This is a genomic window from Pseudarthrobacter sp. NamE5 (assembly GCF_005796225.1).
GTDB lineage: Bacteria > Actinomycetota > Actinomycetes > Actinomycetales > Micrococcaceae > Arthrobacter.
In genome coordinates this window covers 1-25,924 of the sequence record NZ_VAHO01000003.1, presented here as the reverse complement: position 1 = coordinate 25,924, position 25,924 = coordinate 1, and the positions used below count along the sequence as shown (strand labels likewise).

The following is a 25,924-nucleotide window of genomic DNA, read 5'->3' as shown; positions in this document are numbered from 1 at the left end:
CCATGGCAAGCCTGGCCAGGCGCGGAATCCACACAATATCCACAGCTTTTCCACAGCCTGTCCGCCATGTTCGGGAAAAGCTTTCTCCGGGGTGTGAAACGCGTTGACTCCTGCGTACGGGGCGCGGCAGGTATCGAAGGCTATGTCACCGTGTGGCTGCCGGTTATCGCGAGTCGCGTCCTGCCCCGGCTGGGGTCCAGCCAAGTGCGGGACCCAGTTTGCCGGCGATGTCCGTAAGGATCTGGACGTAATCCTCGTGGTCAAAGCTGAAGGGCAGGGCGAACGCCACCTCGTCAACTTCCTGGAATCCTGCGTGTGCGTACAGCTGCTCGGCGATTTCATCGCTGGTGCCGATGAGGTCCGGGGCGAACAGCATGCCCTTTGGCCCCTGTGGCGCCCGCGTGCGGGGCGTGCGCTCGTCGACGTACCGCCGGTACTTTTCCCGCTGTTCCGGCGATGCTGAATCGGTGGGAATTACCACCAGGCCCTGCGACACCCGGGCACGCCGGTCCGCTTGCGCAGATGATGCAGCGGCTTCACGGTAGGCGCGGATTTGTGATTGTTGGATCTTGGCGAAGTCCGGCTCCTGGTCCGGTTCGGGGAAAACCACGCTGCTGGAGAGCAGGTTGAAGCCGTTGGCACCGGCCCACACCGCCGACTTCGTGCTGCCAGCGCCGTACCAAAGGCGGCAACGCAGCCCGGGAGAGTGCGGCTCGACGCGGTTGGAGAACTCCTCCACCACACCTTGCCTGCCGGAGAAATCCCGCACCGGTTCCCCAGCAACCAGGCGGGCAAACCGCTCCACGCGGGCGTAGCTGAAGTCCTCCAGCTCCGCGGAATCCGGGTACAGCTCGTGCTTGACCGTGTCGTAGTGCATCGGTTCCCCCACGCTCAGCCCCGGATTGATTCGCCCTCCGGCGAGCAGATCCACGGTGGCCAGGTCCTCCGCCATCCGCAGCGGGTTCTCCCAGCCCAGCGGGGTGACAGCGGTTCCAAGCTCGATCCGGGAGGTGCGCTGGCTGGCTGCGGCCATCATTGCGATGGGAGAGGAAATTCCGAACTGCAAATGGCGGTGGCGCAGCCAGGCGCTGTCGAACCCGAGCCGCTCGCCCAGTTCGATGACCTGCAGAGTTGACTCGTGGCCTGCTGCGGGATCGGCCGGATCGAACAGGCCAATGGTGAGGAATCCGAGCTTGCGCAATGGTCGTGCGGGGTCGGGCATGAGCTTCCTTCAGGATCGGGATATGGCTGCTATTCAGAGTAAGCGCCCGAACGGCGTCCAGAGCGTGCCGCCGGAGGCAGCACTTTCTTCGACTCCATTTTGGGCAGAAGAATCTTCCCTTGCGGCCTGTTCACGGGCGAAAATGTTCTGTAGTCTTCAGGACATTGTTGGTCCGGGACGCCGACTTCCACTTTCGTTCGAAAGCTGCCCGGCAACACTGCGGCCGCACTTTGGGGGTACTGGGACGCGCGCGGGCGAGGACGCCTGCACCTGCGAAGCTTCGAAGGAGGGAACTGTCGTGTCAACCATGCCTCGGAATGCCCGGACCGAGCAGACCACCACTGTGATCATCGGCGCGGGCCTGTCCGGCCTTGCCGTGGCTGCTGAGCTGTGCCGCCGCGGCGTCGATGCAATTGTGGTGGACGGACTGGACATCGTGGGCGCCGCACAGACGCCCAACACCGCCGCGCTCCAACGCTGCGACGCAGCCGACTCCGCCACCCTTCGCGAACGGCACGAGATCATGCGCCACCTCCGGAACTACGCCGTGAGCCATGAGGTGGACGTGCGCACTACTACCCGCGCCGTCCAGTTGTCCATGGTGGACGGGGTAGCGGAGCGCACCGCCGCTCCGCAGTGGGAGGTGCACACTCCCACCGGAATCCTGGTGGCTGACCACATCGTCCTGACCCGCTGCGCCCACAGCCAGCTCCGCCGGATGATCAATGATTTCGGTATCACAGTGGGAAGGAACGTCGCTGCCGCGATGCGGGCCATCGGTATTTACCTGGTGGGCGTGGGAGAGCTCCTCACGCCATCACCGAAAGAGGTCCTGCGCCAAGCCAAGACTGTAGGCCACGCCATTTCCGCCAAGGTACATCCGGACACCGTGACCTACCCGGCCACCGGAAGCTTCGCGGCCCTGCCCTGCTAGCACGCGAAGGCGCCCCCGGCTGCCGGCGGCGCCTTCTATTCGTCGCTTGCGGCCGTTAGCCTGCGCCGGGCGAGGATGGCAAGGGCTGCAAGCAGCCCCACCGCGACGACGGCGAAAATGACGATGCTCCACTGGAACGGCTCGGAGGCGTCCACGGGTTCCGCACGCTCCATGGTGGATCCGGGCTGTGCGGTACCAATAGCCGGTGCAGATGCCGCAGGAGCTGGCGCCGCCGGAACGGTTGCCGGAGCAGCCTGGGGGGCAGCCGGCCCGCCCGCGGCAGCAGCCGTGAAGCCAAAAGTCCCCTCGATGGGATGCGAGTCTGAGCTCACCACCCGCCACGCGACCGTGTATTCCCCCGCAGGGCCTCCCGCGCGAAGCTTTTGCGATGCGATGTTGTCCACGATCTCCACCGGCCCGTCAGCCCACTCTGTGCCCGAGGAGTCTTTGATGGAAAACGAGGCACCGATGCCGAGGGGGTTCCTGTTAAAGGTGACAGAGACCAGTTCCGGCGGCGCTGGCAGGGACGCGCCCGGGGAGGGGCTGCTGGATTCAGCGGCATCGTGCGCGGCGGCGGGACCGGTCAGTCCCAGCACGGCGGCAGCGGAAACGAGGAACCCAAGCGCAAGGCTCAGGATCTGGCGGCGAATGGGACGCATGCTTGGGCTGCTCCTTGTGTTGGCTTCCTTACAGACTAAGCGAATTTGCCGGCCGTCCTGCCCCCGCCCCCATAGGATGCAGGTATCCCCACAGACTTCCCCGGAGGACTAATGCTTAAGCAAGGCTCTGCCCTGGACCGGTATTTCAAGGTCACGGAGCGCGGTTCGAATCTTTCCCGCGAGATCCGCGGCGGCTTCGCCACGTTCTTTGCCATGAGCTACATCGTGGTGCTGAACCCCCTGATCCTCTCCGGGCCGGACTCCACCGGCGCCACCTTGGGCTTCACGGCGGTGGCTGCCGTGACAGCCTTCGTGGCCGGGCTCCTGACCATCCTGATGGGCGCCTGGGCAAAGCACCCCTTCGCGCTGGCCACCGGCCTGGGCGTCAACGCGTTCGTGGCGGTCACCGTTGCCACCAACCCGGGGCTCACCTGGCCGGACATGATGGGCCTGGTGGTCCTGTCCGGCGTCACCATGCTCATCCTGGTCCTCACCGGGTTCCGCACCGCAGTTTTCAAAGCCGTGCCGGACGGGCTGAAGACCGCGATCGTGGTGGGCATCGGGCTGTTCATCGCGCTGATTGGACTGGTCAATGCCGGCTTCGTGCGCCGCATCCCTGACGTTGCCGGCACCACCGTTCCGGTTGGCCTGGGCTATGAAGGCAAGCTTTTGGGCTGGCCCACCGCGGTGTTCGTGTTCGGCCTGATCCTGACCATTGCCCTGGTGGTGCGCAAGGTCAAGGGTGCCATTCTGATCGGCATCATCACGTCCACGATCATCTCGGTGCTCCTGGAGATGACCCTGCACATCGGGCCGAGCTTCGACGGCGAGACCTCCAACCCGCAGGGCTGGTCCCTCGTGGCTCCGACCTTTACCGGATGGGCGGCCCCGGACCTGTCCCTGCTTGGCAAGGCAAACCCGTTCGGCGCCTTCGGGCACCTGGGTTTCGTGGCAGCTACCCTCCTTGCCTTCGTGATCCTGCTCAGCATCTTCTTTGACGCCATGGGCACCATGGTAGGCCTGGCCAACGAGGCAGGCACCGTGGATGAACACGGCAACATTCCCGACGTCGACCGGGTCCTCCAGGTGGATGCCCTGGGCGCGATCGTGGGCGGCGGAGCCTCCGTTTCCTCCAACCAGATCTACGTCGAAGCCGGCGCCGGCATCGGCGAAGGTGCCCGCACCGGCATCGCCTCGATCGTCACCGGCCTGCTGTTCCTGGTGGCCATGTTCTTCACCCCGCTCATCAATCTGGTCCCCTTCGAGGCAGTGGCCCCGGCCCTGGTCGTGGTGGGCTTCATGATGGTGTCCCAGGTGGGCAGGATTGACTGGCAGGACTGGGGCGTCGCGATCCCGGCCTTCCTGACCTTCACGCTCATGCCGTTCACGTACTCGATCGCCAACGGCCTGGGTGCAGGGTTCATCGCATTCGTCCTGATCCGCACCTTCCAGGGCCGGATCAAGGAAATCCACCCCCTGATGTGGGCCGTAGCCGCGGCCTTCCTGTTGTTCTTCGCTGTCGGCCCCATCGAGGCCGCAATGGGCATGTAAACGCGCATGCCCTACACCGGCGTGTTGGGCGCGAGTCCCTCATCACCGGACACTGCCCGGGCCTTCCTTTCCCGCAACTTGTCCAGCCGGTTCATCAGCGGCGAGGTGGTGGCGCCGTGGATCACGATGGAAAGCGCCACCACCAGCCCGATGAACGCCCAGAGCCGCTCGGCCTGGTCACCGAACTCGCCCTTGCCCAGGGCATAGGAGAGGTAGTAGAGCGAGCCGATCCCCCGGATCCCGAAGAAGGACAGGGCAATCCGCTCCCGCGGTCCCGTCTTGCCGCGCAGAAGCCCCACCCAACCCGCCAGCGGCCGGACCACCAGCAGGAATGCCAACGCCACCAGCACTTCCGCCCAGCCGATCCCTTCCAGCAGTCCGCGCGCGATAGCGCCGCCCAGCAGGACCAGGATCACTACGGTCAGGAGCCGCTCCAACTGCTCAACGTAGGAGTGCAGGACGCGGTGGTAGCCGTGGGTGCGTTCCGCCGCACGGATGGTCACGGCACAGACAAACACTGCGATGAAGCCGTAACCCTCCACCATCTCGGTCACCCCATATGCCAGGAAGGTGGCCGCGAGCGCAACGAACCCCTCCGAGTGGTTGGACAGCCGCAGGCTTTCGGCGCGGGCTGAAAAGAAAAGCCGGGCCAGGAGCTTGCCGGTCAGGAAGCCGCCCAGCAGCCCAATGGCCAGCCGCCAGAGCACATCCACGCCGAACCACTCCGGAAACCACGCGGAAGGTGACGATCCTGTAATGCTGATGGCGATGGCCAGGTACACAAAGGGAAAGGCCAGCCCGTCATTGAGGCCGGCTTCCGACGTGAGCCCGAAGCGCACCTCATCTTCCTGGTTGGCGCCATCGTCATGGTCCGCCGGTTCGCCCACCTGCACTTCCGAGGCCAGGACAGGATCCGTGGGTGCGAGGCTGGACCCCACCAGCAGGGCGGCGCCCAGGCCCAAGCCCAGGAACCACAGCCCCATCAGTGTCAGGGCAATGATGCACAGCGGCATGGCAATTCCCAGGAGCCGCCATGTGGTTGACCAGCGCCTGCGGCCGACGGGCCGATCCAGCGCCAGCCCGGCGCCCATCAGCGAGATGATGACGCAAATTTCTGAAAGGTGCACAACGACATCGCCGTGGGCTATGGGATCCGGATCAGGAAGGGTGGGTATCAGTGCGAATGCACCCATTCCCGCTCCGAGGAACACCATGGGCATGGAAAAAGGCATGTCGCGCAGCAGCTTAGGGAGTACTGCGGCCACGAACACGGCCATACCGGCGGCGGCATAGAGAATATTGGGGGCTTCAAACATGGTGCTGTTCTCCGGCCTTGATTGGTTGCGCCATCGGGCGCAGGCAAGGTGACACATCCCCGGGGAGGGACTGCTCCACCATAGCCCGTGCTTCCGGCCGGTGCTTGGTCTCCAATCTCAGACATGACGACGGCGGCACGTCTGGTTTTCCCGGCAGGCATACGGTGAGCTTGGAACATGCCTTCACTGATTCCTGCCGTCGATGTCCCGTACCAGCCTTGGACAGGCAGGTTCGACGGCGACGGCGCAGCCCACCGCCGCTGGTGGCAGGCGGTAGCGATCTACGACGGCGTGACGCCTGCGACGGCGCGTGCGGGAGCCGCTGGCTCCCGCAGCGTGGAGGGAAGCCAGAAGCCGGCCGTGCTGCTCGGTTTCGCCAGCGACGAGGGCGTGCGCAGGAACAAGGGCCGCACCGGCGCTGCGGCCGCACCTGCTGCCATCCGCAAGGCTCTGGGGCCCTTGGCGTTCCATCTGAACCGGTCTGTCACTGACACCGGGGACGTGGTGGTGTCCAACGGTCAGCTTGAGGACGGCCAGGAACGCCTGGGCCGGAATGTCGCTGCACTGCTGGATTCCGGTCACCTGACCGCTGTGCTCGGCGGTGGCCACGAGACGGCCTACGCCAGCTATCTGGGGGTCAGTGCTTCCGAGGCCGTACAGCGCGGCCAGCGGCTGGGCATCCTGAACCTCGATGCCCACTTTGACCTGCGCGACGAACCTGTTCCGAGTTCCGGGACGCCGTTCCTCCAGATGGCCCGGGCGGAAGCAGCCGCGGGACGGGAGTTTCGGTACGCCGTCCTCGGAATCTCCGAACCCAACAACACCCGCGCGCTCTTCGACACGGCCAAAGGGCTGGGCGTGCAGTACCTGCTGGATGAAGACTGCGAAGCGGAGCGCGTGAGTGACTTCGTGGCCGGGTTCCTTGCAGGCATCGACGTCCTCTACCTGACGATCGACCTCGATGTACTGCCGGCAGCAGTTGCTCCGGGCGTCAGTGCGCCGGCTGCGTACGGGGTTCCACTGCCGGTCGTCAGCGCCGTCTGCCGGCAGATTGCCCGGAGCGGGAAGCTGCTGCACCTTGATGTCGCGGAGCTGAATCCGGCTTTCGACATCGACGGGCGGACGGCCCGGGTGGCGGCGCGGCTCCTGGATACCCTCCTCCGCTAAGTCCTGCGGCTCATTCTCCCCCTGGCATTTCACCAAATGATAAGCATGCTGTCTATCATGATGGTTGAGTGCCTAAAGGAAGGAGTGGGTGATGAGTCGGGGCAGTATCTTGGTTCTTCTGCTGGCAACGTTGCTGGGCCTTTCCGGCTGCGGTGCTTATCCGGCTGACCCCGAGGGAACCCTGGACCGGGTGCGGGGCGGCACCCTGCGGGTGGGTGCGAGCCTGAACGGGGACTGGGTGGCAGTCCCGACCTCCGGTGGCGACACTTCGGACAGAAACGTCCGTGACAGCGATGTGCAGGGCAAGGATGCAGAGCTGGTGCGGGGCTTTGCCGAGCAGCTCGGAGCGGACGTCGAATGGGTGGCGGGCACCGAGCAGGTCCTGGCTGAAGAGCTTAAGCACGGCGGGCTCGACCTGGTGATCGGCGGGCTGGACGACAAGACCCCCTGGACGACCCATGCCGGCCTGACCCGCCCTTATGCCGAATCAAAGGACGACCGGGGCAAGCTCCGCAAGCACGTCATGCTCGTGCCGCTGGGAGAAAATGCGTTCCTTCTTGAGCTGGACCGCTACCTGATGGCAGCCAAGGAGTCATCATGACCAACGTCAAGAGCAGCAGTGACGCAATCCGGTTCGGGCACACCAAGCTGCCGGCGGAGCAACAGAAGGCACTGCGCCAGGCCATCAGGATCGAATGGATCACCATGGGCTTCTTGGCGGTCACCGCCACCCTGGTGTTCCTGGTGCTCGGCAACTCCCAGGCTATGAAGGCGGCCTGGATTGAGGACCTGCTCTCCTTCCTGCCGCCTGTCTCCTTCCTGGTGGCTGCACGCATCATCCGGAAGCCGCCTTCAGAGGACCACCCCTACGGATACCACCGGTCCACCGGGGTGGCGCATGTGGTGGCCGCAGTGGCCCTGACCGTGATGGGCGGCTACCTCCTGGTGGAATCCGCGCTCGGGCTCCTGAAGGCCGAGCATCCCACCATCGGCGGCATCAGCCTGTTCGGCACCACCATCTGGCTGGGCTGGCTGATGATGGGCGTCATGATCCTCACCGCGGCACCTCCCGTTGTCCTGGGCAGGATGAAGATGAAGCTCGCCGAGCAGCTGCACGACAAGGTCCTGTATGCCGACGCGGACATGAACAAGGCGGACTGGATGACTGCCGTAGCGGCCGTGGCGGGCGTGGCAGGCATCGGTTTCGGCCTCTGGTGGGCCGATTACACCGCAGCCCTCATCATCTCCACCAGTATCCTCCGTGACGGAATTCGCAATACAAAGGGCGCCGTGTCAGCCCTGATGGACAAGCGGGCCATGACCTACGACGACCGCGAACCCCACCCGCTGGGCGAAAAACTGGACGATTACCTGAGGAATCTCGACTGGACCGTAGATGCCAAGTCGCGGATTCGCGATGAGGGACACGTTTTCCACGTGGAATCGTTCGTGGTTCCCGCAGGAAGCAGCGTGCCCACGCTTGCACAGCTTGAAGCCGCCCGCGATGCCTGCGTAGCCATGGACTGGAAGGTCCAGGACATGGTGATCGTCCCGGTGGCGGAACTGCCGTCCGAGTTCGTGCCCGGCCCTACCAGCGGCGGCGAGCGCTAGGACCTGAAGCGCCAGGAGCCGGGCGGACTCAGACCTTGAGCAGGTACCTGCGCTCGGGGCGGCCCACCCCGTACTTCAGCCGGACTTCAAGCAGGCCTTCATCATGCAGGTACTCCAGGTAGCGGCGGGCACTGACCCGTGAGGTGCCCAACTGTTCGGCCACCTCGGCAGCCGACAGGTCGCCGTCGGCCTCCTTCAACGCGGTCTCCACCAGCTTCAGGGTCTCGACGCTGCAGCCCTTGGGCAGGGGGCGCTCGGCGCGGTCCAGTCCGAAGACCCGGTTGACGTCAGACTGCTCGGCGACGTCCTTGGACGAATCCAGCCCCTGGTATGCGCTCCGGTAATGCTCGAGCCGTTCCTGGAGGTCGGATTGTGAAAACGGCTTGATCAGGTAGTGCACAATTCCGCCGCGCAGCGCTTTGCGCACAGTTTCCACCTCGCGGGCAGCGCTGATCACCAGCACGTCCAGCTCCGGGGCCACGTCCCGCAGCCGGTGCATGAGGTCCAGGCCGTTGATGTCCGGAAGGTGGATATCGAGCAGCACCAGGTCCGGCTGCAGCCGTTCGGTTTCGGCGACTGCCTGCGCACCCGTATGGGCGGCGCCCACCACCTTGAAGCCGGCGGTCCGCTGAATGAAGCCAGCATGGACCTTGGCCACCATGAAGTCGTCGTCGACGATCAGTACCTTGATCATGGCTGCGTTGCACCTCGTTTGAATCGTGCCGTGAAGACTGCTCCGTTGTCGTTGGCTACCGTGAGATCACCGCCGGACCGCCGGCAAACCACCCGTGAGAGGGCCAGCCCAAAGCCGCGGACATCAGCCGGCCCGGCCTCCTTGGTGGAGAACCCCTGGCGGAAGATCTCCTCGGTGGCCTGCTGCGGAACACCCGGTCCGGTATCACGGACCGTGACGGTAACGGCGTCGGCGGAGGTCTCCACCAGCACGCGGACGGCCGCGCCCGGAAGCCCTGTGACGGCGTCGAACGCGTTGTCCACAAGGTTGCCGACCACCGTGGTGAGGTCACGGGACAACTCGTCACTGACAGGAGGCAACGCTGACTCCGGCTCCAGCTGCAACGCTACTCCCCGCTCAGTGGCGAGGCTGGACTTGGCAATCAGCAGCGCGGCAAGCGCCGGGTCCTGAATACGGCTGGTCACTTCATCGTTCAGCCTGGTCCGGTCCACCGTGGCACCGTTGACGAAATGCACCACGGAGTCGTATTCGCCGATCTGGATCAGGCCGGAGATCACGTGCAGCTGGTTGGCGAACTCATGGGCCTGGGCCCTCAGGGTGTCTGTGGCGGTGCGGGTGGCGCCCAACTCACGCTCCAGCGAGGACAGCTCCGTCCGGTCCCTCAGCGTGGTCACTGAGCCGATGTCGCGGCCGCGGGAACGGATGGGAACCCGGTTCAGCACCACCAGCCGCTCCCCCACCAACACCAGCTGGTCCGGGTCCGGCTGCTCCCTGGTCAGGACCACCTTGAGGGCAGGGTCCACGGGCAGGGAGCCAATCTTCCTGCCCACGCAGTCCGGCGGCAGGCCCAGCAGCTGGCGGGCGCTGTTGTTGGCCACGGTAATGCGCTCGTGCGGGTCAAGCGCCACCACGCCTTCCTTGAGCCCCTGAAGCATCGCCTCGCGGTTTTCCACGAGCCCGGTAATCTCACTGGGTTCCATGCCCAGGGTCTGGCGCTTGACCCTGCGGGACAACAGCAGGGACCCCGCCACCCCCAGGACGCTGCCGACGCCGAGGTACGTCAAGAGATTGGGGACGGCGTCCCCCAGCCGCTCAAGCGTGGACGGGTAATTCCGGCTGATCGAGGCGATCCCGATCATCTTTCCGGCGTCGTTGAGGACCGGCACGTGGGCGGACAGGACGGGAGCGCTGTTTCCGCTTACCACACCGGTCCATGCCCGCCCCTCCATGACCCTGCTGGCGCCCAGTTCCAGCGTCTTGCCCAACAGCCCGGGGTCGGACGCGGCAACCACCGTGCGGTCAAGCTTTGCCAGCGTGACATGGGAGGAGCCGGAGACAGTACGGACGGACTCGGCGACGGCGGGAAGGGCGGCGCCTATTCGCGGCTCAGCATCCGGGAGCAGCGCCCGCACGGCGGGGTTGTTCCCCAGCGCCTCAGCGGCGGACAGTGCCCGGCGGCCCTCGATGCGTTCGAAGGCGGCGGCAGACTGGGCAAGGGAGATGGCAACCACTGCCACCAGTACCGCCAGGACAATCAGCAACTGCAGCACAAGGTACTGCCCGGCGAGGGACATTCCTCTTCGTCGCGTCACTGCGTGGATTCCTTTTGTTTCTGATGCCGGCACGGTACGGCGGCAGTACCGGGAACTATATCCCAGCGTAGCCCCGGCATTGGGTGCCCAGGTGGGAGGCCGGAAACGTGAACGCAATGAACTTAACTTTTTCTGCGTACACAAGAGTGATCGCCGTCACGGCGGGACCTAGCATCGAAGGACAGATCAGGTCCGCTGATCATTTTGTACAGAATTGCATCACTGAGAAGAGGAACACATGCGCCAGATCCGCGCATTGCGAGTCGCCGCCGTCGCCGCCGGCATCGCCCTGATGGCCACCGGCTGCGGCGCCACCGGCAAGAGCACCACCGGTTCGGAGAGCTCCAGCGCTGCCGCCGGCCCCATCACCGGACTGCAGATCATGGTCCCCAACACCCCGGGCGGCGGCTACGACACCACCGCCCGTGCAGCTGCGAAGGTCCTCGAGGACGAGAAGATCACCAGCAACACCGAGGTCTTCAACCTCGCCGGCGCCGGCGGCACCGTAGGCCTGGCCCGCGTGGTCAACGAAAAGGGCAACGGCGATCTCGCCATGCTCATGGGCCTGGGCGTGGTGGGCGCGAGCTACACCAACAAGTCCGAGTCCAAGCTGACCGAGACCACACCGCTGGCCCGGCTCATCGAAGAACCCGGCGCCATCATGGTCAGCAAGGACTCCCCCTACAAGACCATCGACGACCTGGTGGCCGCCTGGAAAGCCGATCCGGCTTCCATTTCCGTGGGCGGCGGCTCCTCCCCCGGTGGCCCCGACCACCTCCTGCCCATGCAGCTCGCGGGAGCAGTCGGCATCGATGCCACCAAGGTGAACTTCGTTTCCTACGACGGCGGCGGAGACCTCCTGCCCGCGATCCTCGGCAACAAGCTGGGCTTTGCCGCTTCCGGTGCCGGTGAATACCTGCAGCAGATCGAATCCGGCGAGGTCCGCGTTCTGGCCACCAGCGGCGAAGAGCGCCTGGAAGGCGTGGACGCCCCCACGCTGAAGGAATCCAACATCGACCTGGTGTTCACCAACTGGCGCGGCATCGTGGCCCCTCCGGGCATCAGCGACGAGGACAAGGCTTCCATGATCGCCGCCCTTGAGAAGATGCACGAAAGCGAAGGCTGGAAGGAAGCGCTGAAGACCCACAGCTGGTCCGACGCCTTCATCACCGGCGAAGAGTTCGAAACGTTCCTCACCGAGCAGGACAAGCGGGTGGCGGACGTCCTCACCAAGCTTGGGTTGGCGTGAGCTCCCTGACCACAGGCCTTAAGGGCCGCGCCGAGCTGGGAGTTGCACTCCTGCTCGGCGCGGCCGGCGTCCTGGTCTTCCTGGACGCCAACGGCCTGGTAACCCCGTACTCCCAATCGGACCCGGTGGGCCCCAAGACGGTTCCGTACATCGTGGCCGGACTGCTGGTGGTCTGCGCGGTCCTTCTGGCCATCAACGTGATCCGGGGCGGCCAGGGCGAGGCGGAAGGCGGCGAGGACATTGACCTCACGCACCCCGCCGACTGGAAAACCATCCTGCCCCTGGCAGGCGCATTCATCCTGAACATCCTGCTCATCGACTGGGCCGGCTGGGTCATCTCCGGCACGGTCCTGTTCTGGGGCAGCGTCCTGGCATTGGGCAGCCGCCGCTATGTCCGGGACGGGCTCATCTCCGTTGCCCTGTCCCTGCTGACCTTCTACGGCTTCTACCTCGGCCTCGGCATCGCGTTGCCTGCCGGACTCCTGGAAGGAATCCTCTGATGGACGTCTGGTCCTCACTGATGGACGGTTTTGCCACCGCCCTCACCCCCATGAACTTCCTGTACGCCGTGATCGGCGTCCTCCTGGGCACCGCCGTCGGGGTCCTTCCGGGCCTGGGCCCGGCCATGACCGTGGCCCTGCTCCTTCCGGTCACCTACGCGCTGGAGCCCACCAGCGCCTTCATCATGTTCGCCGGCATCTACTACGGCGGCATGTACGGCGGTTCCACCACGTCCATCCTCTTGAACACACCCGGTGAATCGTCGTCGGTGGTGACGGCCATTGAGGGCAACAAGATGGCCAAGGCCGGGCGGGCCGCGCAGGCGCTGGCGACGGCGGCCATCGGCTCCTTCATCGCCGGCACCATCGGCACCGCCCTCCTCGCCGTCTGCGCACCCATCGTCGTTGAATTCGCTGTCAGCCTGGGTGCCCCCAGCTACTTCGCCATCATGGTTCTGGCCCTGCTGGCCGTCACCGCAGTGCTCGGCTCGTCCCGGCTCCGCGGGTTCGCTTCCCTGGGCCTTGGCCTGGCCATCGGCCTGGTGGGCATCGACTCAGTCACCGGCCAGCGCCGCCTGACCTTCGGCCAGCCGCTCCTCGCGGACGGCCTGGACATCGTGGTGGTGGCCGTGGCCATCTTCGCAGTGGGCGAAGCCCTGTGGGTTGCCGCCCACCTGCGCCGCACCCCGCTGCACGTCATCCCGGTGGGCCGGCCCTGGATGGGCAAGAAGGACTGGGGCCGCTCCTGGAAGCCCTGGCTCCGCGGCACGGCCTTCGGCTTCCCGTTCGGCGCCCTGCCCGCCGGTGGCGCGGAAATCCCCACCTTCCTCTCCTACGTCACCGAGAAGCGCCTCAGCAAACATCCCGAGGAATTCGGCAAGGGCGCCATCGAAGGCGTTGCCGGTCCGGAAGCTGCCAACAACGCTGCAGCCGCCGGCACCCTGACGCCCATGCTGGCACTCGGCCTGCCCACCAATGCCACCGCCGCCGTCATGCTGGCCGCGTTCACCTCCTACGGCATTCAGCCGGGCCCGCAGCTCTTCTCAAGCCAGGGACCCCTGGTGTGGGCGCTGATCGCGAGCCTCTTCATCGGCAACCTGCTGCTCCTGCTGATCAACCTCCCGCTGGCTCCGCTGTGGGCCAAGCTCCTGCAGCTGCCCCGGCCATACCTGTACGCAGGCATCCTGTTCTTCGCCACGCTGGGCGCCTACTCCGTGAATTTGCAGGCGTTCGACCTGGTGATCCTGCTGGTGCTCGGCGCACTCGGCTTCATGATGCGGCGCTTCGGGCTTCCCGTCCTCCCGCTGATCCTCGGCGTCATTCTGGGGCCGCGCATTGAAGGCCAGCTCCGCAAGACCCTGCAGCTCAGTGCCGGCGACCCCGTCGGCCTCTTCAGCGAGCCGATCGCCGTCGTTATCTACATCATCGTGGGACTCATCCTGGCGTGGCCGCTGCTCTTCAAGCTGGTCCGGCGGAACCGCCCGGCCGCCAATACCGTGTCGACGGCCGAGGCAACTGCCGCCCACTCAGGCAGCTCCGCCCCTGCCGGCAACCCCGTCCATGCGGACAACCGCGTCCTTGCGGATGGCACGGCAGCTTCCGACAGCAGCGCCCACCAAGACAAGAAGGAGACACCATGACCATCGTGGTGGGATACGTCCCGACACCCGAGGGCGAAGCAGCCCTCACCCAGGCCATTGCCGAAGCCCGCAAGAACAACACAAAACTGTTGGTCATCAACTCGTCCAAGGGCGACGCGCTGGTGGACAACCGCTACGCCCAGGAGCCAGAGATCCAGAGCATCGAGGACCGGCTGGCCATCCAGGGCATCGACCACGTGATCAAGCAGCCGGTCCGTGGCCACGATGCCGCCGCTGAAGTGCTGGACGCCGCAGAGGAGAACAATGCTGACCTGATCGTGATCGGGCTCCGCCGGCGCACGCCGGTAGGCAAGCTCATCATGGGCAGCGTCTCCCAGCGCATCCTGCTCGAGGCCGACTGCCCGGTCCTGGCGGTAAAGGCCGGTTAGTCCGGCCCGGGCCGGCCTGCCTGTCCTGCCCGATATAGTTGCTGGCGCTGGCGGCCCAGCCCCTCAACCTCTACCTCCACCACATCGCCCGGCCGGAGGTAGGGGAAGCGGCCGCTTAGGGCCACACCCTCTGGAGTCCCGGTGAGAATCACATCACCGGGCTCCAGTCGCATGTACTGGCTGCAATGCTGGACCAGGGTGGGTGCGTCGAAAATGAGCTCGGAGGTGGCTGAGTCCTGGCGCGGCTCCCCATTGACCCAGCTGCGCAACGCCAGGTTGCCGCCGTCGATATCTTCTGCCGGAACAAGCCAGGGGCCCAGGGGCGTGGACCCCGGGAGTGACTTACCCTTGGTCCACTGTCCGGCCGCGCCAGGAAGCTGATACTCGCGCTCAGACAGGTCATTCGCAGTGACGTATCCTGCGATGCAGGCCGTCGCCTCCGCCGGGGATTCCAGGTAGCTGGCTTCGCGCCCGATCACGATCCCCAGTTCCACTTCCCAGTCGTACCTGCTGGAGTGCGGCGGGATGGGAGCGGCGTCAAAGGGTCCCGCTGCCGTGTTGCTTGGCTTCAGGAAAACCACGGGGATTTCCGGCGGCGCGGAACCGGACTCGGCGGCGTGGGCTGCGTAGTTCATCCCGACTCCAACGATGGATCCCGGCCGTGCCACCGGTGCCCCCACCCTGAGCCCTTCGGCACCTTCGAGCACCGGCAGGGTGGCGGCTTCCAGTGCGTCCCGGACTTTGCCGACTCCCCCGCCTGCCAGGAATGCACCGTCCACATCCTGCGTCAACGGCAACAGGCTGTAGTACTGGGCGGCGCCCTCCTGAGAGGGAACCAGGACCGCCGGCTGTTCCTTGCCTATGTCACCGAGGCGCATGATTTTCATTCGGATCTCCTTCGATCTATGGATGTTCACGGCTCTTTCCATCGTTGCCCAGGCGGGCGGCCGGGGCCAAAAGCAGCCTATTGTGACTGCCTGCCAGGGCCGGATCGACAACGGAAGAAAGGCCGGTGCCGAGCTCGGAAAGGGCAGACATCTGACATTTGCCTTGAGCAGCCGGTAGAATTGTGGGGCCACCAGGCATGAAACACAGAAAGTTCACCTCATGACAACAGTCACCATGGAACGGACCCCCGCCGTTTCCAACCCTGCCGAAGTTCCTGCCGGCAGGTCCATCGACCTTGCGTTTTCGAGCGCGGACGAAGTCCACGCAGGACTGGAAGAGGCAGTTGCCGAGCTGATCGAGGTTGCGGCACAGGAAGCGTCCTGCGGCATCCTGGTCACCAGGCTGCACCCAGGCCGCTACACCGTTGCCCTCGACGAATCCGTACCGTTCGGCGAAACCTACGAGGCCGTCGCGGCCTGACCAGGCCCTCTTCTGCAGCCGCGTCAAAAAACGGTTGCCCCAGCAACAGAAAATCCCCGCCCTGCCGAAGCAGGACGGGGATTTTTTTGTTGTATCTCTCGGGGCTGCTACGCGCGGCGCACCTGCACGCCGTCGGACTTCAGGAACAGCTGCTTCTCGGCAGGGCCGGCCGGCACGAGCCACAGGACGTTTCCGCTCTGCGACACCTCTTCCACCTCCCCGGCAGCAACCACATGCGCATGCTTGATGACCTCGACGCGGTCCCCGGCCTGGAGGGTCCTCCAGTCGGAAACAGCGGCGGCATGGGCGTTTCGCCTGGATAAGACTGCCCCACGTGCTTTCATTTGAACTTCTACCCCTTTGTATACGTTCGGCGCCACAGCGTCTGTGATGTGACTTTCACTACACCTTCAGTTCTACTACACTCACTGGCCCCCTGCTGCCCGTGACGGCAGAAATTCCGGCAGGTGGACGTTCGGCGCGTAGTAGCTGAAGATCATTCGGAATCAGGCGAGGTCTCCCACGGCCGATTCCGCCGCCCGGCGCACCTCGCCCGAAGCGACCAGCAGGTCTGCGGCCTGCAGTTCAGGCGACAGGAACCGGTCCGTCCCCGGCCCGCCCACCACGTTCCGCAGCGCGGATACGACGGCGGCACCTGCCGGTCCCGGTGTCAGCACCCCGCCGGAGAGCTGCGTGCGGATGTCCAGGGCACGTGCCGACGTCACCAGCTCAATGGCCAGGACGCGGCGCAGGTTCTCCACGGCTTTCCGCAGCTTGCGCGCCGCGTGCCAGCCCATGGAGACATGGTCCTCCTGCATGGCTGAACTCGGAATAGAGTCGACCGAAGCCGGGACAGCCAGCCGCTTGTTGTCGGAGACCAGCCCCGCCTGGGTGTACTGGGCAATCATGAGGCCGGAGTCCACGCCCGGGTCAGCGGCAAGGAAGGCAGGCAGGCCGTGGGACCGGGCCGGGTCCAGCATCCGGTCCGTCCGCCGCTCGGCAATGGAGCCCAGGTCGGCGACCGCAATGGCCAGGAAGTCCAGGACATACGCTACCGGGGCGCCGTGGAAGTTTCCGTTGGAGCTGACCCGGCCGTCGGGAAGGACCACGGGGTTGTCGATGGCGGCAGCGAGTTCCCGGGACGCCACCAGCGCTGCGTGGTCCAGGGTGTCCCTGACAGCGCCGGCAACCTGGGGGGCGCATCGGAGCGAATACGCATCCTGCACCCGGGAGTCGCCCACCTTGTGAGACGCCACGATGGGGGAATCGGACAGCACGCGCAGCATGTTGTCTGCGCTCGCGGCCTGCCCCGGATGTGGACGCAGCGCTGCATGGAGCTCCGGCAGGAACACCTGGTCGGTGCCCAGCAGGGCCTCGACGCTCATCGCGGCGGTGATGTCCGCCGTCGTCAGCAGCTGGCGAAGGTCCGCGATGGCCATGAGGAGCATGCCCAGCATGCCCTCGGTGCCGTTGACCAGCGCCAGTCCTTCCTTCTCGGCGAGGGTTACCGGCTCGATGCCGTGGTCGGCAAGCAGTTCGGCGACGGTTCGCTGCCCTGCTCCGCCGAAATACTCGCCGTCGGGCCCCTCCGCCTCGCCTTCACCCATCAGCACCAGCGCACAGTGGGACAGCGGGGCAAGGTCCCCGGAGCAGCCAAGGGAACCGAACTCGCGGACCACTGGCGTAATGCCCGCGTTCAGGACGTCCACCATGGTCTGCAGGACCACGGGACGGACGCCGGTGCGGCCGGAGGCGAGGGTCTTGGCCCGCAGGAACATGATGCCGCGCACCACTTCCCGCTCCACCGCGGGCCCCATGCCGGCCGCGTGACTGCGGATCAGGCTCTTTTGGAGCTGGGTGCGCAGTTCGTTCGGGATGTGGCGGTTAGCCAGTGCGCCGAAGCCGGTGGAAATGCCATAGGCCGGGACGTCGCTGGCGGCGAGGTCGTCGATGTGGGCACGTACCTTGGCTACTGTTTCCAGTGCTTCCGGGGAGATGGTCACCTGAGCGTTGTGGCGCGCGACGGCGAGCACATCCTCGGGCGTGACACCGCTGGTTCCGAGGGTGACGGTCAGCGGTTCGTGGGTAATCGTGCTCATGTTTATTCACTCTCGTTCATGGGGATGCGGACGCCGCGTTCCTTGGCGACGTCGAGGGCACGCTCGTAGCCTGCATCGGCATGGCGGATGATGCCCATGCCGGGGTCGTTAGTGAGGAGGCGTTCGAGTTTCTGGGCGGCGAGATCGGTTCCGTCGGCAACGGAAACCTGTCCGGCGTGGATGGACCGGCCGATGCCAACACCGCCGCCGTGGTGCAGGGAGACCCAGGTGGCGCCGGAGGCGGTGTTGATCAGGGCGTTCAGCAGGGGCCAGTCGGCGATGGCGTCGGAGCCGTCGGCCATGGCTTCCGTTTCCCGGTAGGGGGAGGCGACGGAGCCGGAGTCCAGGTGGTCGCGGCCGATGACGATGGGAGCCTTGACCTTGCCTTCCTTCACGAGCTGGTTGAACAGCAGCCCGGCCTTGTGGCGTTCGCCGTAACCGAGCCAGCAGATACGCGCCGGCAGGCCTTCGAACTCGACCCGTTCGCCCGCGGCGTCGATCCAGCGGTGGAGGTGCTTGTTCTCCGGGAACAGTTCCTTGATGGCCTGGTCCGTCACGGCGATGTCCTCCGGGTCGCCGGAGAGCGCCACCCAGCGGAAGGGGCCCAGCCCTTCGCAGAACAGGGGGCGGATGTAGGCCGGGACGAAGCCGGGGAACTCGAACGCCCGTTCGTAGCCGCCCTTGCGGGCTTCGTCCCGGATGGAGTTGCCGTAGTCGAACACCTCGGCGCCGGCGTCCTGGAATTCCACCATGGCCTGGACATGCCTGGCCATCGAGGCCTGGGCCTTCTTGGTGAAGCCTTCGGGATCAGCTTCGGCTTCACGGTGCCACTCCGCCACGGAGATGCCCTCGGGAAGGTAGGACAGCGGATCATGGGCGGAGGTCTGGTCGGTGACGATGTCCACGGTGAGTTCGCCGGCCCTGTGGCGGCGGAGGATTTCGGGGAACACCTCAGCGGCGTTGCCAACATAGCCTACAGACCAGCCGCGGCGCTCCTCCTTGGCCTTGAGCACCTTGGCGATGGCGGCGTCAAGGTCGGTTTCCACCTCGTCCAGGTAGCGCTTGCCGGCGCGGCGGCGCAGGCGGGTCTCGTCGACGTCGACAATCAGGCAGGCGCCCTCGTTCAGCGTGACGGCGAGCGGCTGGGCACCACCCATGCCGCCGCAACCGCCGGTGAGGGTGAGGGTTCCGGCGAGGGTGCCGTTCTCTTCCCCGTTGAGCTTCCGGGCGATCGCGGCGAAGGTTTCGAAAGTGCCCTGCAGGATGCCTTGGGTGCCGATGTAGATCCAGGACCCGGCGGTCATCTGGCCGTACATCATCAGCCCCTCGGCCTCGAGGCGGCGGAACTCGGGCCAGGTGGCCCAGTCCCCCACGAGGTTGGAGTTGGCCAGGAGCACGCGCGGTGCCCACTCGTTGGTGCGGAACACCCCCACGGGCTTACCGGACTGGACCATAAGGGTCTCATCCTTTTCCATGGTTTCCAGGGTGCGGGTGATGGCGTCAAACGCTGCCCAGGACCGGACGGCGCGGCCGGTGCCGCCGTAGACCACCAGGTCGTCCGGGCGTTCAGCCACCTCGGGATCCAGGTTGTTCATCAGCATGCGCAGCGGCGCTTCGGTCTGCCAGGACTTGGCGGTGAGCTCAGTGCCGCGGGCTGCTTTGACCGGGCGGGCACCGGTGGTGAAATCGGCGGGTGCCATGGTGGCTCCTTACGTAGTGAGGTTGTGGAGGGGAGGAGGTTCTCTATTCAACTAAAGCCCTTCGGTGATGGGCTTTACAGGGGTTTCAGGAGGGTGCTGTCCGGGATTCAAGACAGTCCGGATACTCTGTTGCACTGTCACCCTTGGTCCCCAAAAGCAGGAATGGGAACCAAACGTGACAGGGCAAGCATGGAGGGGAAGGCTATTTTCCGGGGCGGCCGTGGAGCCGCACCGACAGTTCGTCGGCGACCTTACGGACGCGCCCGGCAAGCGCCGACCACTCCTCCGCCGGCAGCCTGTCCTCGAGGAACGTCACGGCGACTGCCGCCGTCGGCCATCCCACGTGGTCTGTGACGGCGGCGGCAATGGACCCGAAACCCGGGGTGACCTCGCCATGCTCCGTGGCATAGCCGCGCTGCCGCACCTGGTCCAGATGGGAGGAGAGGGCCGAGTATTTCATGATGGCGCCTTCCACCTCGTGCCGGGCTGTGAAGGCGGCAGCATTGGGATAGAGCGCCCGCACCTGCGACTTGGGAAGCGCGGCAAGGATCGCGCGACCGCTGGCGGTGAGATGGCTGGGAAGCCGGACTCCGACGTCGGTCACCAGGGACGGGCGGTTCTTGGCCCGCTCCTCCACGATGTACAGCACGTCCCGGCCATGGAGCACCGCCAGGTGGGCACTCTCACCGATGGCATCCACGAGACTCGCGAGCAGGGGCCGGCCCAGCCGGGACAACGGTTCCTGCCGGGAATATGCGGAACTGAGCTCGAAGGCGCTGATCCCGAGTCCGTACCGCTGCTCCTCGTGCAGGTGGAGTACAAAGCCGTTTGCTTCCATCACCCCCAGCAGGTGGTAGACGCTGGACCGGGGCAGTCCCAGCGTGGAAGCAATTTGCGACGCCGCCATCGGCCCGCGGCGTGAGGCCAGCAGTTTGAGGATGCGCAGCGTGTTTTCGGCGGCGGGGACTTTGGACGTCACCTTTGATGCCGGCCCTGGTGCACCTTCGGCGCGCGGGCGCACTTCCGTGGTTGTCACCGGCTCCCCTCCTTAAAAATCTCAGCGCGAAATCCCTGTGCAGTCCGGAATCCCATACTTAAGCATGCCCCCTCGCTGACGGCTTACAGCCAGACTAGACAGTCATACTGTCTCGGTTACCGGACAGACCGGCCCCATGAAAAGTGCCTTTAGTCGGCAAGGACAGCGCGAGGACTTCTTCCCGGTATTCCGGCATGTAGTCCACAATCCGCACCATTTAATGATGCTAGTCCGATACTTACTGCAAGCTTGAGCGGTGCGGGCTGACAGCCGTTCGTCACAGCAGGAAGCAGGAACCAGCGCATCGTCTGGAATGAAAGACACCAAGCTCCCGTGAGGCTCATCACTTTGCCTCCGGAAATGGTCTGCTGGTTAGCGGCTCCCCTCCCAATGACGAGAAGGTTATTTGCATGCAACCAGCACCAAGCCCAACCCGGAACGAAAGTCCTGCCACGCACCGGACCGCGACTGCCGCCGTCGGAAGCGTCCTTAACCGGGGACTGAACGTACGTCATATCCGGTTCATGGCCCTGGGCTCGGCGATCGGTACCGGCCTATTCTATGGATCGGCTTCCGCCATCCAGAAAGCCGGCCCGGCCGTCCTGCTGGCCTATATCATCGGCGGGGCTGCCGTGTTCATGGTGATGCGGGCGCTCGGCGAAATGGCCGTGCGGCACCCCGTCTCCGGCTCATTCGGCCAGTACGCCAGCCGCTACCTCGGACCCCTCGCCGGTTTCGTCACCGGCTGGACCTACGTGTTTGAGATGGCGATCGTCGCCATCGCGGACGTGACCGCGTTCAGTATCTATATGGGGTTCTGGTTCCCGCAGGTGGAACGCTGGGTCTGGATCCTGGCGATCATCTTCTTCCTGGCCGCCCTCAACCTGCTTAGCGTGAAGGTCTTCGGGGAACTGGAGTTCTGGTTCTCGCTGATCAAGGTGGCAGCCATCATCGCCATGATCGCCGGTGGCGCAGCCATTATCGTTTTCGGTTTCCAGGCCGGCGGCCCGGCCGTCACTCCGGGCCTCGGCAACCTCGTGGAACACGGCGGGTTCTTCCCGTTCGGCTTTAAAGGGCTGCTGGCTTCCTTCGCGGTGGTGATGTTCGCTTTCGGCGGGATCGAAACCCTCGGGATCACCGCCGGGGAGGCCGCCGACCCCAAAAAGGTCATCCCCAAGGCAGTCAACACCGTCCCGGTGCGCGTCCTGCTGTTCTACGTGCTGACCCTCGCCGTCCTCATGAGCCTATTTCCGTGGAACGAGATCGGCAGCAACGGCAGCCCCTTCGTCCAAATCTTTAGCGGCCTCGGCATTCCGGCCGCCCCGCACATCCTCAATGCCGTGGTGATCACCGCCGCACTGTCCGCCATCAACAGCGACATCTTCGGCGCCGGACGCATCCTCTTTGGCCTGTCCCGCCAAGGCCATGCGCCTGTTGCGTTCGGCAAGGTGTCCCGGCATGGGGTCCCTTGGATGACAGTGGTCATGATGACGGTCATCCTCCTGGTGGGCGTGGTCCTCAATGCGGTCATCCCCAAGAACGTGTTCATCCTCGTTGCCTCCATCGCCACCTTTGCCACCGTTTGGGTGTGGATCATGATCCTCGCGTCCCACGTGGCAATGAAGCGGGAGATCGCACGCAAGGGCCTGCCGGCGTCGGAATTTCCCTCACCGCTGTGGCCCGCTGCCTCAGTCCTGACCATTGCCTTTATGGCGCTGGTGATTGCGGTGCTCGGCGCTTTCGAAGACACCCGTGTCGCCCTCTACGTGGGCAGTGCATGGTTGGCGCTTCTGGTCCTCGCGTACCGCATGTGGATCAAGGGTGACGGACGACGGCGGGCCGAGCTTGTGGACGAAACGTCGCCGCTGCCCTTGGTTGCCCCAGCCGAATAACAACTGCCGCCGGGGGGCTGGGAAGCAGTCCCCCGGCGGACTCCCCGGAGATGAGATCCAAGTGGCCGTTCTGGGCGTTCTGTTCCTGGCAATCGCCCTGGTCTCAGACAGCCTCTGGGCGATCGCCGCAGGTTCAGCCCGCCAGTGGTTTGCCCGGTCGCCCCGCCGGGTCTCCGCAGTGGAGGCAACCGGCGGGGCGCTGGATGATCGGCCTCGGCGGAACCCTGGTGCTGACAGCCACCAGGTCCTAGTCGCCCACAAGAAACAGGACAATCAGGACCAGGCGTGTCAGAGCCTGCAGGTTGAAAGGCAGCTGCTAAGAGCCAGCCGCCGAACGAACAGCGTCGGCCAGGGAGGTAGCCGGCCGTCCAGTCAGCCGGCGCAGGTCGGAAAGAACAACCAGAGCTCCTGCGGAATACTTCCCCAAAGAGAGTACGCACCTTGAAGTAAGGTACTGGCATGGAAGTCAGTACCCCTGTCCCTGCCCATGGAGGGCCCCTCCCAGCCGCGCTTGCTGACGGCGTTTTCCCGGCCGGCTGCCCCAGCCGCACCGTTCTGGACCACATCACCAGCAAGTGGGGTGTCCTGATCCTGCTGGCCCTGTCCGAGGGTGGGCAGCGGTGGAGCGAATTACGACGGCGGGCAGAGGGCATCAGCGAGAAAATGCTGGCACAAACCCTCAAGACCCTGGAGCGGGATGGGCTTGTCACGCGCAAAGCCCAGCCCGTCATCCCGCCTCGAGTGGACTACAGCCTCACCAACCGTGGGTACGAATTGACAACTCTGCTGGTTCCCCTGGTTGCCTGGGCCTTCGAAAACGCGGACGACATCATCAACGGGCAGCGGTAAACAGGGGACAGAGAGGCAAGTAGCCACCTTGCCGGATATGAGTACCTGTTACTGGTGTGACTGGTGTGATTAACGCATAGCTTGGGCGTAAGGTGCCAGCCGGAATGGGAGGGCCGCCCTCTGCTGGGAGCGTTCCGGCCAACCTGCACCGCCAGTAGGCGGCCTGTGCCGCTTTCGAGGAGTTGGTACGCGTGGTCAAAGCCGAAGTCCCCGACATGTCCAGCCTGGGCCAGCCTGTCAGCCTGACCAAAGCTGCAGCGGCAACCTGGAACCGGCTTCGCCGGTCTTTCGTTCCGCGATCGCCCTACAGAATCGGCGACGCGGTGGTGGGCGACGATCCCTTCAAGGGACGGCGCGAAGGAGTGGTGGTTTTCCTGCAGGGCACATCGGTGGGTGTGGACACCGCTCACGGCGTATTTTTCTACGACCACCGGCAGCTTAGGCAGCTGGACTGAGGCTACAGCTGTGAAAGCAGCTGCGACCGGCGGTCCCTAGCAGCGGTCCGCGTCACACTAGCTACCGCTAGCCAACTTTCGCTGCACCATTCCCCTCCATCTCCTCGTCCGGGCCCGGTGCAGGTGCCCTTTAAGCACGAAGATTCGAATCGGGGCTCACAGTCGCCGTCTCTTTGTCTCGCTGTCACATGGTCAACAGGCCACATTCCACCTTCCGTTCGGCTTCTTATCCGAGCAGAGACGAGTCTTCTGCTCTGCCTGCCGGTAGTGATCCGGCCCTTAGGGGTGATCCCGCCGGCGCTTCTTGTCCGGATACTCTGACAAAAAAGAATTCCCTACGAGACAGAAGTGAGCGGAGCTGAGTCCTGTTTCCTGGTAGCCGCAACGGCGGAGCTACGTGCCGTCGCACGATCGGAGCAGGACAAACAGCGGCACCAAGCGGCCGACTGGCCCACGAACAATTCACCGGCATCACCAACAGGCGCGCTCTGCGTGCAGCCGCTTCCGATGCGCTCCGCTCTCTACCGAGGGGGGATGGGGTCATTCAGAGATGTCGGCACTGAAGTATCGTCCCCCTTATGGTGGACGTTGGCTACTGATCGGGAGTTAGAGCTTCACTGAGGTCTCCCGCGGCCGCATCGGTCACGTCACAGCGCCTTACGCTAGGCAGGTGCCGGGGGTTCCTGGGAAGTAGAAAGCGTCTTGGGAGGACGGGCGATAATGACGTTATTCGTACAGCGCACGGTGGAGGGCGAACTGCTTTCCACCATGTCCCGGGGAATCCAATAGCCATTCACAACTTCAAACCGGGATGACAGGTTATATAGGGGATGGTCGGGTGTTAGATGCATATTGATTCCTTAACGAAGGGATTCGTTACGCTATTCGGCGCCGCCCGGCGCAGCGCTTTGTATGGACCCTCAGGATCAGCTCGGCCTGTTAGGCAAGTAGGCTTACTGAGTGGCGCTAATGGCAGTGGTAGTACTTGAAGATGATCTCGACGGATCCGAAGCGGTCGAGACCGTGCAGTTCGCCGTCGACGGCGCCGATTACGAGATAGACCTCAGCGGCCCAATACGCACGAACTTCGCGAAGCGATAAAAAATTACCTCTCCGCGGCCCGTAGAACGCGGGGACGCAGCAGGGATAGGCGTAAGGCCAGCCATGTAGGTACCCGTTCGTCTTAGCGGAAGCTGCACCAATGAGCACCCACGGGGTGCTCATGCGGGCGTCAAGGCAAACAATTCGGCCGCGCAATCAGGACTAGGGACCTTGCCCATCCTGTAGCCGGGGCTACTCCTAAACCAAGCTGAAGCATCGGCCTTCTTTTCTGGCCCTGCTCATGGAGCAGGGCCAGAAAAGTGCAGGTGTTAGGAGATCCTCCGCTTGCGAAGCATGAGCAGCCCGGCGCCCAGCAGCAGCAGGGCGAAGGGTACGAACGAGATGTCCGCGCCGGTATTGGCCAGAGCGCTGCCGCCGCGGGTGGTGGTGCCGCGGTGAGACGAGTCGGTGGCAATTACGCCGGCCACCGAGGTGGACCCGGCAGGAGCCACGAAGGCACCGCCGCTACCGGAGGTGCCGGTAACGGTCGCGTCATCGTTGGTTCCATTGCCGCTGGTGCCGCCGTTGCCCGTGCCGGGGTTGCCGGTTCCGGGATCAATGGAACCATTACCGTCTGTTCCGGGATCAATAGTGCCGTTGCCTCCGGTGCCGTTGCCCGGGTTCCCGGTTCCGGGGTTTTCGTTACCCGGGTTTTCCGTGCCGGCGCCTCCGTTGCCGCCCCCGATACCGAGGTCAACGCCCAGATCAACGCCAGAGTCCACGCCGCCGTTGCCGCCGGCGCCCAGGTCAACGCCCAGATCAACACCAGCGTCCACGCCGCCGTTGCCGCCGGCGCCCAGGTCAACGCCCAGATCAACACCAGCGTCCACGCCGCCGGTGGTGGTGTCGGTGCCGGTGCCGTTGCCGTTGAGAAGATCGACGTCAACGACAGCATCCACG

The 25,924-nt window shown here is 65.0% G+C and carries 24 protein-coding genes and 1 pseudogene; 14 read left to right on the top strand and 11 right to left on the bottom strand.

The annotated features are described in order from the left end of the window. Positions 1–163: 163 nt before the first annotated feature. Positions 164–1,222: an LLM class flavin-dependent oxidoreductase gene (locus FDW84_RS05305; protein WP_138607295.1), complete on the bottom strand. Its 1,059-nt coding sequence runs from the start codon at positions 1,220–1,222 to the stop codon at positions 164–166. A gap of 307 nt (positions 1,223–1,529) precedes the next feature. Here FDW84_RS05305 and FDW84_RS05300 point away from each other — a divergent pair, with 307 nt between their 5' ends. Continuing rightward, positions 1,530–2,156, top strand: a complete 627-nt coding sequence (locus tag FDW84_RS05300; protein ID WP_138607743.1) for an NAD(P)-binding protein — start codon at positions 1,530–1,532, stop codon at positions 2,154–2,156. 35 nt (positions 2,157–2,191) lie between these two features. Here FDW84_RS05300 and FDW84_RS05295 read toward each other — a convergent pair whose 3' ends face one another. Further along, a complete protein-coding gene (locus FDW84_RS05295; RefSeq protein WP_138607293.1) occupies positions 2,192–2,815 on the bottom strand; it encodes a copper resistance CopC family protein in 624 nt (207 codons plus the stop codon). Between the two features lie 111 nt (positions 2,816–2,926). Between FDW84_RS05295 and FDW84_RS05290 the strand changes: the two genes are divergently transcribed. Further along, positions 2,927–4,366: an NCS2 family permease gene (locus tag FDW84_RS05290; protein ID WP_138607291.1), complete on the top strand. Its 1,440-nt coding sequence runs from the start codon at positions 2,927–2,929 to the stop codon at positions 4,364–4,366. Between the two features lie 11 nt (positions 4,367–4,377). Here the strand turns inward: FDW84_RS05290 and FDW84_RS05285 are convergent, their stop codons facing one another. Next, positions 4,378–5,682, bottom strand: coding sequence for a cation:proton antiporter (locus FDW84_RS05285; protein ID WP_138607289.1), 1,305 nt, complete (start codon positions 5,680–5,682; stop codon positions 4,378–4,380). Between the two features lie 177 nt (positions 5,683–5,859). Between FDW84_RS05285 and hutG the strand changes: the two genes are divergently transcribed. From hutG to FDW84_RS05270, 3 genes are all read left to right on the top strand, one after another. Then, a complete protein-coding gene (gene hutG / locus FDW84_RS05280) occupies positions 5,860–6,849 on the top strand; it encodes a formimidoylglutamase (RefSeq protein WP_138607287.1) in 990 nt (329 codons plus the stop codon). 91 nt (positions 6,850–6,940) lie between these two features. After that, positions 6,941–7,450, top strand: coding sequence for a transporter substrate-binding domain-containing protein (locus tag FDW84_RS05275; protein ID WP_138607285.1), 510 nt, complete (start codon positions 6,941–6,943; stop codon positions 7,448–7,450). Beyond that, a complete protein-coding gene (locus FDW84_RS05270; RefSeq protein WP_138607283.1) occupies positions 7,447–8,460 on the top strand; it encodes a cation diffusion facilitator family transporter in 1,014 nt (337 codons plus the stop codon). Before FDW84_RS05275 ends, FDW84_RS05270 begins: the two co-directional genes overlap by 4 nt. A gap of 28 nt (positions 8,461–8,488) precedes the next feature. Here FDW84_RS05270 and FDW84_RS05265 read toward each other — a convergent pair whose 3' ends face one another. After that, positions 8,489–9,154 (bottom strand): response regulator, encoded by a 666-nt coding sequence (locus FDW84_RS05265; protein ID WP_138607281.1) that lies wholly within the window; start codon positions 9,152–9,154, stop codon positions 8,489–8,491. Next, positions 9,151–10,728, bottom strand: a complete 1,578-nt coding sequence (locus tag FDW84_RS05260) for a sensor histidine kinase (protein ID WP_138607741.1) — start codon at positions 10,726–10,728, stop codon at positions 9,151–9,153. Before FDW84_RS05260 ends, FDW84_RS05265 begins: the two co-directional genes overlap by 4 nt. Before the next feature lie 256 nt (positions 10,729–10,984). Here FDW84_RS05260 and FDW84_RS05255 point away from each other — a divergent pair, with 256 nt between their 5' ends. From FDW84_RS05255 to FDW84_RS05240, 4 genes are read left to right on the top strand one after another with little or no spacing between them, the layout of a single operon-like run. Next, positions 10,985–11,995 (top strand): Bug family tripartite tricarboxylate transporter substrate binding protein, encoded by a 1,011-nt coding sequence (locus FDW84_RS05255; RefSeq protein ID WP_138607279.1) that lies wholly within the window; start codon positions 10,985–10,987, stop codon positions 11,993–11,995. Continuing rightward, positions 11,992–12,495, top strand: a complete 504-nt coding sequence (locus tag FDW84_RS05250; RefSeq protein WP_138607277.1) for a tripartite tricarboxylate transporter TctB family protein — start codon at positions 11,992–11,994, stop codon at positions 12,493–12,495. Before FDW84_RS05255 ends, FDW84_RS05250 begins: the two co-directional genes overlap by 4 nt. Further along, the gene (locus FDW84_RS05245; RefSeq protein ID WP_138607275.1) at positions 12,495–14,135 is read left to right on the top strand and encodes a tripartite tricarboxylate transporter permease; all 1,641 of its coding nucleotides are present in this window, start codon (positions 12,495–12,497) and stop codon (positions 14,133–14,135) included. Before FDW84_RS05250 ends, FDW84_RS05245 begins: the two co-directional genes overlap by 1 nt. Continuing rightward, on the top strand, positions 14,132–14,524 hold the full coding sequence (locus FDW84_RS05240) for a universal stress protein (RefSeq protein ID WP_138132917.1): 393 nt from the start codon (positions 14,132–14,134) through the stop codon (positions 14,522–14,524). Before FDW84_RS05245 ends, FDW84_RS05240 begins: the two co-directional genes overlap by 4 nt. On the opposite strand, the gene FDW84_RS05235 is transcribed toward FDW84_RS05240, so the two are convergent. Beyond that, positions 14,521–15,411: a fumarylacetoacetate hydrolase family protein gene (locus tag FDW84_RS05235; RefSeq protein WP_171046666.1), complete on the bottom strand. Its 891-nt coding sequence runs from the start codon at positions 15,409–15,411 to the stop codon at positions 14,521–14,523. The genes FDW84_RS05240 and FDW84_RS05235 overlap by 4 nt on opposite strands. A 220-nt stretch (positions 15,412–15,631) precedes the next feature. On the opposite strand from FDW84_RS05235, the gene FDW84_RS05230 reads away from it, so the two are divergent. Beyond that, positions 15,632–15,892: a hypothetical protein gene (locus FDW84_RS05230; RefSeq protein ID WP_138607273.1), complete on the top strand. Its 261-nt coding sequence runs from the start codon at positions 15,632–15,634 to the stop codon at positions 15,890–15,892. 107 nt (positions 15,893–15,999) lie between these two features. Here the strand turns inward: FDW84_RS05230 and FDW84_RS05225 are convergent, their stop codons facing one another. From FDW84_RS05225 to FDW84_RS05210, 4 genes are all read right to left on the bottom strand, one after another. Next, complete coding sequence (locus FDW84_RS05225) at positions 16,000–16,236, bottom strand: hypothetical protein (RefSeq protein WP_138607271.1); 237 nt, start codon at positions 16,234–16,236, stop codon at positions 16,000–16,002. A 162-nt stretch (positions 16,237–16,398) separates the two neighbouring features. Beyond that, positions 16,399–17,991, bottom strand: a complete 1,593-nt coding sequence (gene hutH, locus FDW84_RS05220; RefSeq protein WP_138607269.1) for a histidine ammonia-lyase — start codon at positions 17,989–17,991, stop codon at positions 16,399–16,401. A gap of 2 nt (positions 17,992–17,993) precedes the next feature. Next, positions 17,994–19,691 (bottom strand): urocanate hydratase, encoded by a 1,698-nt coding sequence (locus FDW84_RS05215; RefSeq protein WP_138607267.1) that lies wholly within the window; start codon positions 19,689–19,691, stop codon positions 17,994–17,996. A gap of 202 nt (positions 19,692–19,893) precedes the next feature. Further along, entirely contained in the window at positions 19,894–20,727 is an 834-nt protein-coding gene (locus FDW84_RS05210) for an IclR family transcriptional regulator (protein ID WP_371419133.1), read from the bottom strand. A gap of 410 nt (positions 20,728–21,137) precedes the next feature. Here FDW84_RS05210 and FDW84_RS05205 point away from each other — a divergent pair, with 410 nt between their 5' ends. From FDW84_RS05205 to FDW84_RS05185, 4 genes are all read left to right on the top strand, one after another. Further along, positions 21,138–22,619: an amino acid permease gene (locus FDW84_RS05205; RefSeq protein WP_138607265.1), complete on the top strand. Its 1,482-nt coding sequence runs from the start codon at positions 21,138–21,140 to the stop codon at positions 22,617–22,619. Positions 22,620–23,078: 459 nt separating this feature from the next. Continuing rightward, positions 23,079–23,468, top strand: coding sequence for a winged helix-turn-helix transcriptional regulator (locus FDW84_RS05195; protein ID WP_138607263.1), 390 nt, complete (start codon positions 23,079–23,081; stop codon positions 23,466–23,468). Positions 23,469–23,659: 191 nt separating this feature from the next. Next, the gene (locus FDW84_RS05190) at positions 23,660–23,923 is read left to right on the top strand and encodes a hypothetical protein (RefSeq protein ID WP_138607261.1); all 264 of its coding nucleotides are present in this window, start codon (positions 23,660–23,662) and stop codon (positions 23,921–23,923) included. 969 nt (positions 23,924–24,892) lie between these two features. Beyond that, on the top strand, positions 24,893–25,024 hold the full coding sequence (locus FDW84_RS05185; protein WP_305775689.1) for an Lsr2 dimerization domain-containing protein: 132 nt from the start codon (positions 24,893–24,895) through the stop codon (positions 25,022–25,024). Positions 25,025–25,293: 269 nt separating this feature from the next. Here the strand turns inward: FDW84_RS05185 and FDW84_RS19230 are convergent. Next, positions 25,294–25,924 (bottom strand): annotated as a pseudogene (locus FDW84_RS19230) (hypothetical protein); the annotation flags it as partial.

Coding starts and splice junctions, on each gene's coding strand:
- FDW84_RS05255 (WP_138607279.1), top strand. CDS start 10,985: ATGCGCCAGATCCGCGCATTGCGAGTCGCCGCCGTCGCCGCCGGCATC.
- FDW84_RS05230 (WP_138607273.1), top strand. CDS start 15,632: ATGACAACAGTCACCATGGAACGGACCCCCGCCGTTTCCAACCCTGCC.
- FDW84_RS05275 (WP_138607285.1), top strand. CDS start 6,941: ATGAGTCGGGGCAGTATCTTGGTTCTTCTGCTGGCAACGTTGCTGGGC.
- FDW84_RS05295 (WP_138607293.1), bottom strand. CDS start 2,815: ATGCGTCCCATTCGCCGCCAGATCCTGAGCCTTGCGCTTGGGTTCCTC.
- FDW84_RS05290 (WP_138607291.1), top strand. CDS start 2,927: ATGCTTAAGCAAGGCTCTGCCCTGGACCGGTATTTCAAGGTCACGGAG.
- FDW84_RS05265 (WP_138607281.1), bottom strand. CDS start 9,154: ATGATCAAGGTACTGATCGTCGACGACGACTTCATGGTGGCCAAGGTC.
- FDW84_RS05305 (WP_138607295.1), bottom strand. CDS start 1,222: ATGCCCGACCCCGCACGACCATTGCGCAAGCTCGGATTCCTCACCATT.
- FDW84_RS05225 (WP_138607271.1), bottom strand. CDS start 16,236: ATGAAAGCACGTGGGGCAGTCTTATCCAGGCGAAACGCCCATGCCGCC.
- FDW84_RS05215 (WP_138607267.1), bottom strand. CDS start 19,691: ATGGCACCCGCCGATTTCACCACCGGTGCCCGCCCGGTCAAAGCAGCC.
- FDW84_RS05195 (WP_138607263.1), top strand. CDS start 23,079: ATGGAAGTCAGTACCCCTGTCCCTGCCCATGGAGGGCCCCTCCCAGCC.
- FDW84_RS05300 (WP_138607743.1), top strand. CDS start 1,530: ATGCCTCGGAATGCCCGGACCGAGCAGACCACCACTGTGATCATCGGC.
- FDW84_RS05245 (WP_138607275.1), top strand. CDS start 12,495: ATGGACGTCTGGTCCTCACTGATGGACGGTTTTGCCACCGCCCTCACC.
- FDW84_RS05205 (WP_138607265.1), top strand. CDS start 21,138: ATGCAACCAGCACCAAGCCCAACCCGGAACGAAAGTCCTGCCACGCAC.
- FDW84_RS05270 (WP_138607283.1), top strand. CDS start 7,447: ATGACCAACGTCAAGAGCAGCAGTGACGCAATCCGGTTCGGGCACACC.
- FDW84_RS05235 (WP_171046666.1), bottom strand. CDS start 15,411: ATGAAAATCATGCGCCTCGGTGACATAGGCAAGGAACAGCCGGCGGTC.
- FDW84_RS05260 (WP_138607741.1), bottom strand. CDS start 10,728: ATGTCCCTCGCCGGGCAGTACCTTGTGCTGCAGTTGCTGATTGTCCTG.
- hutG (WP_138607287.1), top strand. CDS start 5,860: ATGCCTTCACTGATTCCTGCCGTCGATGTCCCGTACCAGCCTTGGACA.
- FDW84_RS05185 (WP_305775689.1), top strand. CDS start 24,893: ATGGCAGTGGTAGTACTTGAAGATGATCTCGACGGATCCGAAGCGGTC.
- FDW84_RS05240 (WP_138132917.1), top strand. CDS start 14,132: ATGACCATCGTGGTGGGATACGTCCCGACACCCGAGGGCGAAGCAGCC.
- hutH (WP_138607269.1), bottom strand. CDS start 17,991: ATGAGCACGATTACCCACGAACCGCTGACCGTCACCCTCGGAACCAGC.
- FDW84_RS05285 (WP_138607289.1), bottom strand. CDS start 5,682: ATGTTTGAAGCCCCCAATATTCTCTATGCCGCCGCCGGTATGGCCGTG.